Source organism: Bacillus testis (genome assembly GCF_001243895.1).
Lineage (GTDB): Bacteria > Bacillota > Bacilli > Bacillales > DSM-1321 > Bacillus_AD > Bacillus_AD testis.
In genome coordinates this window covers 1243077-1255203 of sequence record NZ_LN851186.1, presented here as the reverse complement: position 1 = coordinate 1255203, position 12127 = coordinate 1243077, and the positions used below count along the sequence as shown (strand labels likewise).

Here is a 12127-nt window from a genome sequence, read left to right as displayed (position 1 = left end):
TTTCCAAATTGCCGGCCCAACAGGCGCCTTTATTCCGTTGCTTTTTGCCATAACCGCCTCTTATGGCTACAAAGGGCTTTTAGTAGCGGGCTTTATGGCGGGCCTCATGCTTGTTTTAATGGGAATATGCAAGCTTGGCGTTCTTATTAAGTATATCCCCCGCCCGGTCATCATCGGTTTTACTGCCGGTATTGCGGTCACTATATTCACCGGGCAGATCTCCAAGTTTTTAGGCTTGGAAGGCGTTGTCAACAAGGAATTATTCCACGAGAATATTGAGCAAATTATAGCCCACCTGCCGACATTCAATGTATACAGTATAGTCACCGCTTTGATCTGTCTGGCGACGATTATCGTGACGCCTAAGATTTTTCCAAAGGTGCCGGGCGCTATAATAGGCATCCTTGTTTCAACGGCTGTGGCTACCCTGTTTTTCGGAGGGCAGGCAGCAACCATCGGCTCATCATACGGCGAAATCCCTAATCATTTACCGCAGGTCTCCTTCTTTTCTGTTTCATTTTCCGAAGTAGTCGAATTGATTCGCCCCGCATTCACCATTGCTATGCTTTGCGCTATCGAATCATTATTGTCGGCAGTTGTAGCCGATGGCATGACCGATACGCGGCATAACAGCAATAAAGAACTGATCGGACAGGGAATTGCGAATATGGTTGTTCCTTTATTCGGAGGCATTCCAGCGACCGGAGCAATCGCCCGGACGGCGACGAACGTAAAGAGTGGCGCCCAAACTAGAGTCGCCGGGGTTATCCATGGGATTGTTGTATTGATCACACTCTTGGTTCTTGCCCCATATGCCTCACTGATTCCACTTGCTTCGATGGCGCCTGTTCTGATGGTAGTGGCTTGGAATATGAGCGAACGAAAAGAATTCATTGCAATTTTAAAAACAAAAACTGGCGATTCAATCGTTCTCATGCTCACCTTCCTATTAACCGTGTTCGTTAATTTGACCGTGGCTGTGGAAGTCGGATTATTGCTGGCAGCCATCCTATTCGTCAAACGGATGAGCGAATTATTCAGAGTGAACCATGTGCTCCCTGACCACACAAAGGACGGAGGCAAATTGACGGCCGCCGCTGTGTCTGATTCCCATTATTGTCCGCAGATATCCGTTTTTGAAATAGAAGGCTCTCTCTTTTTCGGTGCGGCCGAAACATTCGTCTACCGTGTGTTTGACACCATTCACTTGGCTCCCAAAGTCGTTCTTTTGAAAATGAACAAAGTTATCTATCTTGATACGACGGGTGCAAATAATTTAAAGAATATATGGAAACAATTGAAGAAAAAACAGTGCCAAGTCATCGTTTCCGGACTAAGCGACCAACCTCTTGAAATAGTGAAACGGACAGGCCTTTATGAAGAAATCGGACCCGAGCATATCTTTCCAGATACACAAAGCGCCATTTCGCATGGAATGCAAGTAGTGAACAGTGACATGTGCAGGCACTGTAAGCACTTTGCATTTACAGAATGCTGCGAGAGATCGACTGCAAGAGTGCCGCAAGCAAAGGTGGAGGTAGAACATGAACTTAGAGATGCAACAGTTTAAAGCAGATTTTTTCAAAGCTTTAGCCCATCCGCTCCGGATCCGTATCCTTGAGCTGCTTTCCAGCGGCGAAAAAAATGTAAATGAGCTTCAAACCTTGATTGGCAGTGAAGGTTCGGCTGTTTCCCAGCAGTTGATGGTCTTACGCAGCAAAAACATAGTCATCAGCCGAAAAGAAGGCAATAAGGTTGTCTATTCACTACGCGATCCCATGATTGTTGAATTATTGGATGTGGCCAAGAAAATATTCAGCAATCATTTAATCGATGCCATTCAGATGCTTGATTCCGTCAGCAAATAAACAATGTTATACAATGGATAATAACAAAAAACATAGCCAGCGGGGCTATGTTTTTTGTGTGCAAGCAAATTAATGCCCACCACTCCTATGTTTTGTTATAATTCTCAAGTTGGCTTAAATGGTCGCTCTTATCTATTTTATTCATTTATCTAAGCTGACAGAAGTTTTACTTTTTCACAGGAGGTTTTGCAATGGACAAACTCACAATCATAAAAGAAAAACAGCACTTCATCCAATGGGTAAGTTCATTAAAAAACGTCTCAAAGCAGATTTGGCCCAAACGAATCCAAGAGGAGGACAACCGTGTGGCCCACTTGGTTGCCAGACTGAACTCATTGGATCATTTTCTCGTCACCTACCGCTTGCCTTATTTAGTGAAGAATCAGCCTCTCCCTCAAGTAGAAATTGATTCAAGCACCCTAACACGTAAAGCGAAAGAAACGCTTTACGGATTAAGCAAATCTGAACTGATTGATCGTTTTATTATCGTCCGCCAGCGCTTCTTGGCCTTACTTGTCATGTTGCCGGAACACCGTTTCACTGAACCGTTCCCGATGGATCCTTCCAAAACTCTTTCCGACTATTTTGCCGAACTTATACAGCATGATTATAATCATAAGAAGGAAATAGAACAGATTATCAATAAAACGGCCTAAAGCAGACAAACCAGTTCTTTGGACCGTTGCAAAAAGCATGTTTCCCGATTGGGAAGGATGCTTTTTTACAATTACATATTCAATGCTTTGCCCGCATTATCGACATCATTTTTCAATAGAGCATCCAATTGGTATGCAGGATAATATCCTTTTTCATACATGAACTGGAAAACATCCCAATGAAGATCGATGGCATTATTCAAATGATTTTTCATCACCATCCTTAATTGAGGGGTGGCTGTTTCCATTATGGCGCCGGCATAGGATCTGATCAATCCCTTGGACATGCCCAAGAGACTTCCGGCCTGGAATCCGGTTTGACTGTCCCTGTCGTCGTCTTCTCTCGGCTGAGGCGCCAAAGGAATGAAAGATAGCAATTCACGCAAGTTTTTTTCCATTTGATTAATCGCTTTTTCATATAACTTCTTGAGTTTCGGATCGGTGATGGCGCCCAGATTTTTCTTAAGTGCCATCAGCTGATTTGCTTGTGAAGCAATCAGTTCATGAAGCTCTAACGTTTCGTGCCAAGCAAGCTGCTTCAAAAATATCCCTCCCTGAGATTACATATTCACTATATTCCTGGCCCTTTCCTTTCGCAATTTGTCCCGGCGGAAGCCTAAAATTTTAGATGATTATTTTTAGTCAGTATTTAATGGGATCAAAAATCCCGCTGCTTATTCGCTGCGGGATTGGAAAGTTTCACTTTATTCTTTTTCATAGAATACCTGGCCTACGAAGTCTTCTTGACGGTCCTGGATACCCAGCAATTCACTCACCGTCACACATTGATAATCTTGGCTTTGTAAATAAAGCAAGATTTCTTCCAGTGCCTCCACCGTTGCTTGCTGGATATCATGCATAAGGATGATGCTTCCAGGGCGGGCGTCCCTTTTTACAATCCGAAGGACACTTTGGCTATTGCTGTGCTTCCAATCAAGTGTATCGACAGACCAATTGACAATCGGCACATCTAACAGGCTTTCTAATTGGTCATTAAAAGCGCCATAAGGCGGCCTAAGCACAGTCGGCTTTTTGCCGGCTGTTTTAGCGATCACTTCTGAGGTCTTATAGATTTGCCTCATCATTTCTACTGGTCCCAGCTTTGGAAGGAAGCTATGGTCCCACGTATGGCTTCCGATTTCATGGCCTTCCGCCGAGATTCGCTGCAAAATTCCCGGATATTGTTGAACTTGCTCGCCCAATACAAAAAAAGTAGCTTTCGCATTGTACTTCTTCAATACATCCAATACGCGGGGCGTCCGGGTTATGTGAGGGCCATCATCAAATGTCAAGGCAATCAGTTTCCCGGCAGATGGCAGATTTTGCGGAGTCGGCTGTACAGTACCCGACAATACTTCTGGGGAATCAACAGCTGTCTGATAAACAGGAGGAATATCGTTTTCTTCCATAATTCCTTTTAAATTTTCGGAGGCAAGAAAGCATATGTATTCAGTTTCCTTTTTTCCATTATCAAGGTATATATTCATCCCTTTTGGAGTAAATGAGAATTTCTTCAAGTCTCGCTCCGGATGTTGGAATGCTTGTGAAATTTGCTCGTAAGTTGATGTTTTTAATGCCTCTTCATCCTTCAAAATACTTAGCTTTGTTTGTTCGGCAAGCTTTTCCCAACCGTTAGGTCTATAAAACAAGTCCTCCATTTGTATCTGTTTGTTTTTAGTTAAATCATATGTGATCGTATCCATTCTAGAGATAGGTTCCTTTTGGGGCAACTTCTCTTTCCGGGTATATTCGATGCTGATATACCGATCGGAAACATGCATTAGTTTAGCTTCAAGGCTGAACGATGATTTCTCTTTTTTTTCATCTTTTAAACCTTTTTGCGCCACTTCATCCAAAAAAAACTGCTTATGTTTCCCGACATATGACGAGATGAGATCATTCAGTGTTTCATTCCCTGTGTGGACCATCTGTACTTTATATGTTGCATCAGCTGAATGGCCCTCTTCGGTCATAATATCAATGCCCTTAAAATCAGAAGTCTCTATGGATTCCTTGACTTCAAATGTTTGGTGCCCTTTCGCTAAGCTGCACCCGATCAAAATTATTGCGACCATAATGGTCATGATGCTAATTAATCCATTGCGCCACATCGTTGTTGCTTTCCCCCATTGCATTTTATGTTAGTGAAAAAATCCACCCTTACTATAATTATATTCATATATTTATTATAGAAAAATACCATTGGTTTCTAATTATAAGAGATTGTAAGGATGGATGCATCAAGTTCTTATTTGGAAGTTTTTTGAACTAGCATGCTAGACATATTTTTTAGTTACCACTTATTTAAACGGTTAAGTCAGTTAAATAGTTTTCTTTTCCTATTTGGTATAAGGTGCAATATTGTATTTAACCAAATATTTTGATAATATTTTAATATAATATATTTTCAGAATAAAGGAGTAGGTTCTGTATGAATGCGACCAAACAGGTGGCGGTTGTGACCGGAGCTGGGTCCGGCATCGGCAGAGGTATTGCCCATCGTCTTTCTAAGGATGGATTTACCGTCGTACTCAATGATGTGGACATCGATAAGGCTAAACACGTCGAAAAGGAAATCATAGAATCAAGCGGAACTCATATGGCAAAAGCCATTCAGGGGGACGTTAGCAAAAGAGAGGATGTCTTTTCTCTTGTTGAGCAGACGGTTCAACTCTTCGGACGCATAGATGTTTATGTATCCAATGCAGGGATCGCCCAAGTCGGTTCCATTCTGGAAATCACCCCTGATGATTTAGAGAAGATTTTTCACGTAAATGTTTTCGGCACAGTTTACGGTATGCAAGCAGCCGCAGAACAAATGAAGAAACAAGGCAGCGGAAAAATCATCAATGCGGCAAGCATCGCTGCACATAAAGGATTCAGTCTACTCGGCGCTTATTCAGCAACTAAATTCGCCATACGGGGGTTGACGCAAACAGCAGCCCAGGAATTTGCGCCCTACGGAATCACGGTCAATGCCTATTGTCCAGGGATTGTCGGTACCGATATGTGGGCCTATCTTGACGAATGCCTATGCCCGTACATGGACGTTGAAAAAGGAGGGGCCTTCAAAGCATACTCAGAAGGAATTGCCTTAGGACGGACGCAAACGCCTGAGGATGTCGCTCATTTTGTATCGCACTTGGCTTCTTCCGATTCCAATTATATGACAGGCCAATCAGTCATCATCGATGGTGGCATGCTTTTTAATTAGATAGATACATAGCAAAAGCCATGGAATGGATCCATGGCTTTTGTACATGAAAACAATCGCTATTCATTTATGAATCAACTACTTAATTAATTTTTCCTTTTGCAGATAGGCCTTGGCCACCTCTGCTGGGCTCTTTCCATTCACATTCACTTCATAATTCATTTGCCGCATTTCATCATCCGTGATTTTACCTGACAATTTATTCAATGCTTTCTTTAAGTCTGGGTATTTTTCCAACGTCTCTTCCTTCAGCAGGGGAGCTCCCTGATATGGAGGGAAAAGATGGAGATCATCCTTAAGCACCTTCAATTTATACTGGCGCAATTCGCTGTCAGTTGAATAGGCATCGACTATATCGATGTCCCCTATTTTCACGGCACGGTACCGAAGCTTAGGTTCCATGGTTTTCAAATGGGCAAATTCAATGCCATACTTTTTCTTGATGCCTTTATAACCGTCTTCACGGTCTGAGAATTCGAGGGTGAATCCTGCCTTTAATTGATTTTCATATGCTTTCAAGTCTGATAGCTTCTCTAAACCATACTGCTCCGCAACCGTTTTGCTTACACCAATTGCATACGTGTTATTGTATTCCATCGGTTTAAGCAGCTCCATATTGAATGTTTTCTTAAGGCCCGCACGTGCTTGGTTATACACGTCTTTAGCGTCTGTGCTTGTTGCGTTTTCTTTCAAGAATTCAGTAATGGCTGTACCGGTGAATTCCGGGTAGATATCTATGCTGCCTGATTTCAAGGCATTGAACACAAACGACGTCTTTCCTAAACCCGGCTTTAGTTCAACTGAATAATCTGTATCTGCCTCGATTAACTCTTTATATAGATTAATAAGGATTTCAGGCTCTGAACCCAGTTTCCCAGCAATGACAATTTTATCATCCGTTCCTTTAGACAAATAAGGAATGCCAATCGCCAATGCCACCACGACTACTAATGCGGCGATCGATGCCAATGCCGTTTTAAAAGACAGCTTCTCAAAACGGCGAAGAATAAAATCAATCAAAATGGCAAGCAGCGCAGTCGGGATCGCACCTAAAATAATCAATGCCGTGTCGTTGCGGTCGATGCCAAGGAGGATGATTTCTCCAAGCCCGCCAGCACCAATCAATGCAGCGAGTGTGGCTGTGCCGACAATCAGAACCATACCAGTTCGTATCCCGGCCATAATGACCGGCATAGCCAATGGCAATTCAACTTTCATCATTCTTTTCGTGTTGTTCATGCCCATGGCACGGGCTGCTTCAATAAGTGAAGGATCGACTTCCTTGATGCCCGTATATGTATTCCTTAATATCGGCAGAAGCGCATAGACAACGAGCGCGATAATGGCGGGAACCTTCCCGATTCCGAACAGAGGAATAAGCAATCCGAGCAGTGCCAAGGAAGGTATTGTCTGCAGTACAGCCGTTATGCCAATAATGCCTTCCGCTATCCTTGGCTTCTTGGTTAAATAGATCCCCAGCGGAATGGCTATTATGACCGCGATGAGCAGTGAGATAAAAGATAGTTGGATATGCTGGAGCAGGGCGCTTCCTAATTGCCCCTGTCTTTCAGCAAAGACATCCAAAAATTCATCCACGGACGGCACCTCCCCCACTCTGCTGATTGGCCAGAAGCCGAATGACATCCTTACGCGATAAAGTACCGATGATCGCACCAGCATCGACAATGGCGATCGATTCATGATTGAGCAACAAGTTCAATGCTTCCGAAAAATCGGCATCGACAGGAATCTTGTTTAATGAAGCCGCCTCCTCAGCAAGAATCGGGCCTCTCTCCATATACTCTGCAATCGCCGGTTCTTTTGGCAAACCGCGATGGACTCCGATAAATCCTGAAACAAATGAATTCACAGGAGCGTGAAGAATGTCGTGCGGCGTTCCAATTTGTTCGATTGCCCCTTCTTTCATGACACAGATACGATCCCCTAATTTTAAGGCTTCTTGTATATCATGTGTAACAAAGATGATCGTTTTATGTATGGCGCGCTTCAGGTGGAGCATATCTTCCTGGAGTTTTTCCCTGCTAATGGGATCAAGTGCACTGAATGGTTCATCCATCAGAATCAGCGCCGGATCAGCTGCCAGTGCTCTGGCTACTCCGATTCTTTGCTGTTCTCCTCCTGATAGCTCGCTCGGTTTTTTGTGGCGGTAGCGGTCGGGGTCTAGCCCTACCATAACCAACAATTCCTCCACCCGCTTATTCACTTTATTTTTATCCCATTTCTTCAGTTCGGGTACGACGGCGATATTTTCGCCGATTGTCATATGAGGAAACAATGAAATCTGCTGAAGTACATATCCGATATCCCAGCGCAGTTCATGTATGTCATAATCCTGTATGTCTTTCCCGTTAAGGGTGATTTCCCCGCTTGTCCGCTCAATCAGCCGGTTCACCATCTTAAGCGTTGTCGTTTTGCCGCAACCACTGGGGCCAATCAGCACAAAAAATTCGCCTTTTTCAATCGTAAAATTGAGGCTATCCACTGCTTTGGTGCCATCTTCATAACTCTTCGTGACATGTTTAAAAGTAATCATAAGTGTCTCCCTTATCCACTATTTCTTTTTATTCCCCATAACTCTTCATATGTACCCATTATGTCTGTAACACAATCATGTTTAGTGCCTGTTTTACAAACTTTATTGCCCGCATAATACCTAAAAGCCACATGATGATTGCTTTAGGATCCCTTTTTCAGCACGAATCCGTCTCTCGCTTCATCAAATGGCAAAAAAGGCACCTTCACTAGGTGCCTTCTTAAAAGATTCTATATGATTTCCACATACTCCTGTATAATTCTCATCGCTTCATCATTGCTTTGTGTGAAACGGAGACGCTTTCTCATTTTTTCCGCGTGCTCCTTCTTATTTTCTTTTTTTAAAGCTAGGCTTGCAGCTGCCATCACAAGAAAAATAGGATCATTGTCCGAAATGGCATCTACCTTCGGCTTCTTCATTTATTGACACCTCTCAAAATACCAATCCTTATACATGCGGTGAATTTTCGACTAATTTCAGGTAGCGGACCAAGACAAGTTCTAGCTGGCGACGATGAATACTTATCACTTCTTTATCATGGATTATTTGTTCACTTTTCTCTCTACTCAATTCTTTTGTCTGGAAGCTGACCTTTCCAGTGCGTTTGGAGAATCGCAAACTCCATTTCTCATTATCAATGATGGTTACTTCCTCAATAGAGGGATCGATTAATTGTTCGTGTACCACACGTGAATGGCACACCCCGTCAATCGCTTCAACCAGAGACAGATCGATCATTATGTCGTGAAATTGCCTGAAAGTCATAGTCCACCTCCACCTCTTTATTATTCTAAAAACACTTGGAAATAGATAAAACTTTTATTGAACACATTATGACTTTTACCCCTTTATCATGAATTTAAAATGTCAAACATGCATCGTTTTCTATTTTTTCGATAAATAGACACACCTTCTTTGGATATCTGTTCACATTTAGCCAACGTGGACGATAACTATATTGAGATAAAGTAAAACGTTTGGCCATTTGGGGTTTTCATTCATCCCCGTCGATTAGTAGTTGAACCAATCGAATTCTTAATGGCTCTTACATCTCCTATCCTTATCCGCCTATATACTCTACGCGCTAAACAGGACGTTTGCGCCAGTTAGGGTGGCATAAACAGACAAAAACTAATAAAGGAGTTACTAAAATGAAAAAACAATATTCATTACGAGGAAAACTGATCCTATTGTGCTTGCTCATCTTGTTGATCCCAACGCTTGCCATAAGCATAAGTGCATACAATATCAGCAAGAATGAGCTGAACGAATCAGGAGCACAGCAATTAAAGGATAATACACAAAAAATAATTGATATGATAGCGTTGCTTGATAAACAGGTCGACAGCGGCTATCTTTCTCAAGAAGATGCGGAGGAGCAATTGCGCGAACAGGTTACGAGCAAGATGGACAGCAAGGGGATCCGCCAACAGAACCCTGTCTACACCGTCGGCAAATCCGGCTATACCTTTGCAATCGATGAAGAAGGTACCATTGTCCTCAGTCCCCAAGGCGAGGGATCGAGCATGGTAGGCTCCAAAACAGAAGAGGGAATGGATATGGGCAAAACCTTTCTTGATAAAGGCAAAAAAGGCGGATTCATTACGTATACATTCACGGACCCACGGACCCATATGCCAGAGAAAATGATCGCATATGTAGAGAAAGATCCAAATTGGGGCTGGACTGTCGGGTCGGATGCGACGGCAAATGAGTTTCACCACGGAGCAAAATTAGTATCCAAGTGGATAATCATCATTACAGCGATTGCCCTTGTCCTCGGCGGCATGGCTACATATTTGTTCGCCGTCCGCTTCACCAATCCACTTCGGGTCATCAGTAAGGAATTGAAGAAAGCGGCAAAAGGGGACTTCTCCGGAGAAAATATAACTGTTAAAACAAACGATGAGACAGGCGAATTGGCGAAGGATTTCAGTACGATGAAAACGAATATGCAATCCCTTATTTCGATGGTGAAACACTTGACCGTCCAAGTGGCCTCCTCTTCCGAACAACTAACTGCTTCAGCAGAAGAATCGAACCAAACGACAAAGGAAATCGCAGAAGCGACCCAGCTAGTTGCAGCAGGGGCCCAAAGCAACAGCCAGAGCATAGAAGAAAGTGCTTATTCTCTTGAAGAGGTCACGATCGGTATCCAAAACCTTGCAGAAAATGCCATGTTAATCTCAACATCAAGCAAACATGTCATCGAACAGGCAGATGAAGGAAAGAACTTCGTTATGCAGACCGGTAATCAGATTCGCTTGATCCACCAGCAAGTGAAAGAAAGCAACAACGTATTGAAATTACTGGAAACAAGTTCTAAGGAAATAGGGGAAATCTCCAATAGCATCATTGCCATTGCTGATCAAACCAATCTGTTATCGTTGAATGCAGCCATCGAAGCAGCCAGGGCTGGTGAGCACGGCAGAGGCTTCGCTGTAGTAGCGGACGAGGTCAGAAAACTTGCGGAGCAATCCCAAAATTCATCGCAGCAGATTTCTGAGATTGTAAAAGAAATTAACGGACACATGGCAAACTCGACTGCTTCCATGAACCACGTGAGCAGTGAAGTGGATACGGGCATATCAATCATTGAAAAAACCGAAATGAAATTTAGCGATATTGTCCAATCGATGACAGCGATGGCAAACAAAGTGAGCGATATGGCGGCAACCGTCGAAGAGATGTCTGCCGGCACAGAAGAAGTATCGGCTACATTCACCCATATGGCATCTCTTACAAAAGATGCCTCGAATAGATTACAATATGTGGCAGCTTCGACCTCTGAGCAACAGACGGCCATTGAGGAAATCACCCACTCTTCCACCGAGCTATCCAAGCTTGCCAGTGAATTACAGCAACATGTGCACATATTAAAGGTATAAAGAAACAGTCTATTAACAGTATTTTTTTAATAGCTGGAAAAATTAATATCTTTGTTACCTTTTTTTAATAGAATATTCATATTCTTTATGTATAGTAAGAAGTATCAAAGTTACCCCCTTCTATATAGATGTATTTTTTGAATCCGCTTCATGTGAGCGGGTTCCTTTTTTTATGGGCAGTTGTTTTATAGTGGTTAAACACAAATCGAAGCGGCTGGTCGTTCACGTCTTTCCGATCGCGCTTTCTATTATTGGCTCTCCCTTTCCTCTAATTAGCAAAATTAATGCCGAATGCAAGAAAAAACAGCAAAGCAGATGCTGCTGTACTGTTTAGTTTCACGTTATAGGTGGGGATCAAAGCCATATTTTTTAACCTATTGGTTCAACCATTGATCGGTGGGTATTTCCCTACCAATCAATGATTCACTTTATCCCAGACTTTTCCCTTCTCTTGCCGGGCCATTCAGGGGGCTTCTTGAATGTATCTATTATATGCATAATCGCATAGTAGGGATTATGCACAATCATTTTAGGGCCACTTGACTTCATCACTGCTTTCACTTGTTCTTTCATATCAGGCTTGTAGCAATGAATGGAGCAATTTTGACAGGCCGGCTTCTTTTCTTGAAAAGGGCATTTTTCCAATCGAAAATAGGCGTATTCCTCAAGCTTGCGGCATTCTTCACATAGGTTTTCACTACCGTGCTGGGAACGGCAATACAGGGAGATCATCTTGGAAATCGTTTTTCTTTCTCTTTCCATACGGTCCATTTGCATTCCCTCCTTTTATCCCATTGTAACTGGCGCTGTGACTCCCCCGCCCATACGGAATTGAGGGAAAAGAAGTGTAAGCGGGAAATCAAGCGCCGTAAAAATCCCATTGGTTCAACTATAAATCGGCAGGAGATGGATGAAACCTCCCCACCGGTTAAAGGTTCACTTTATGT

12 protein-coding genes are annotated in these 12127 nt (G+C 43.0%); 5 read left to right on the top strand and 7 right to left on the bottom strand.

From position 1 onward, the window contains the following. The 3 genes from BN1765_RS06770 to BN1765_RS06760 form a co-directional block, all read left to right on the top strand. The coding region (locus tag BN1765_RS06770) for a SulP family inorganic anion transporter (RefSeq protein WP_050614398.1) at positions 1-1570 on the top strand (1570 nt) is incomplete at its 5' end. Continuing rightward, on the top strand, positions 1545-1868 hold the full coding sequence (locus BN1765_RS06765; protein ID WP_050614397.1) for an ArsR/SmtB family transcription factor: 324 nt from the start codon (positions 1545-1547) through the stop codon (positions 1866-1868). The genes BN1765_RS06770 and BN1765_RS06765, both read left to right, overlap by 26 nt. Positions 1869-2059: 191 nt before the next feature. Then, entirely contained in the window at positions 2060-2524 is a 465-nt protein-coding gene (locus tag BN1765_RS06760) for a DinB family protein (protein ID WP_050614396.1), read from the top strand. 71 nt (positions 2525-2595) lie between these two features. On the opposite strand, the gene BN1765_RS06755 is transcribed toward BN1765_RS06760, so the two are convergent. Both BN1765_RS06755 and BN1765_RS06750 read right to left on the bottom strand, forming a co-directional pair. After that, complete coding sequence (locus BN1765_RS06755) at positions 2596-3066, bottom strand: spore coat protein (RefSeq protein WP_230199504.1); 471 nt, start codon at positions 3064-3066, stop codon at positions 2596-2598. 162 nt (positions 3067-3228) lie between these two features. Then, entirely contained in the window at positions 3229-4635 is a 1407-nt protein-coding gene (locus tag BN1765_RS06750; RefSeq protein WP_050614394.1) for a polysaccharide deacetylase family protein, read from the bottom strand. A 320-nt stretch (positions 4636-4955) separates the two neighbouring features. Here BN1765_RS06750 and BN1765_RS06745 point away from each other — a divergent pair, with 320 nt between their 5' ends. Further along, a complete protein-coding gene (locus tag BN1765_RS06745) occupies positions 4956-5738 on the top strand; it encodes an acetoin reductase (RefSeq protein WP_050614393.1) in 783 nt (260 codons plus the stop codon). 78 nt (positions 5739-5816) lie between these two features. Here the strand turns inward: BN1765_RS06745 and BN1765_RS06740 are convergent, their stop codons facing one another. The 4 genes from BN1765_RS06740 to BN1765_RS06725 form a co-directional block, all read right to left on the bottom strand. Then, positions 5817-7382, bottom strand: a complete 1566-nt coding sequence (locus tag BN1765_RS06740) for an ABC transporter permease/substrate-binding protein (protein WP_187119428.1) — start codon at positions 7380-7382, stop codon at positions 5817-5819. Further along, entirely contained in the window at positions 7327-8292 is a 966-nt protein-coding gene (locus BN1765_RS06735; RefSeq protein WP_050614391.1) for an ABC transporter ATP-binding protein, read from the bottom strand. Before BN1765_RS06735 ends, BN1765_RS06740 begins: the two co-directional genes overlap by 56 nt. Before the next feature lie 230 nt (positions 8293-8522). Further along, positions 8523-8711, bottom strand: coding sequence for a hypothetical protein (locus BN1765_RS06730; RefSeq protein ID WP_050614390.1), 189 nt, complete (start codon positions 8709-8711; stop codon positions 8523-8525). 28 nt (positions 8712-8739) lie between these two features. Further along, positions 8740-9057 (bottom strand): hypothetical protein, encoded by a 318-nt coding sequence (locus tag BN1765_RS06725; protein WP_050614389.1) that lies wholly within the window; start codon positions 9055-9057, stop codon positions 8740-8742. A 386-nt stretch (positions 9058-9443) separates the two neighbouring features. Here BN1765_RS06725 and BN1765_RS06720 point away from each other — a divergent pair, with 386 nt between their 5' ends. Next, positions 9444-11180 (top strand): methyl-accepting chemotaxis protein, encoded by a 1737-nt coding sequence (locus tag BN1765_RS06720; RefSeq protein ID WP_050614388.1) that lies wholly within the window; start codon positions 9444-9446, stop codon positions 11178-11180. A 423-nt stretch (positions 11181-11603) separates the two neighbouring features. Here the strand turns inward: BN1765_RS06720 and BN1765_RS06715 are convergent, their stop codons facing one another. Beyond that, positions 11604-11951, bottom strand: a complete 348-nt coding sequence (locus BN1765_RS06715) for a nitrous oxide-stimulated promoter family protein (protein WP_050614387.1) — start codon at positions 11949-11951, stop codon at positions 11604-11606. Positions 11952-12127 lie beyond the last annotated feature (176 nt).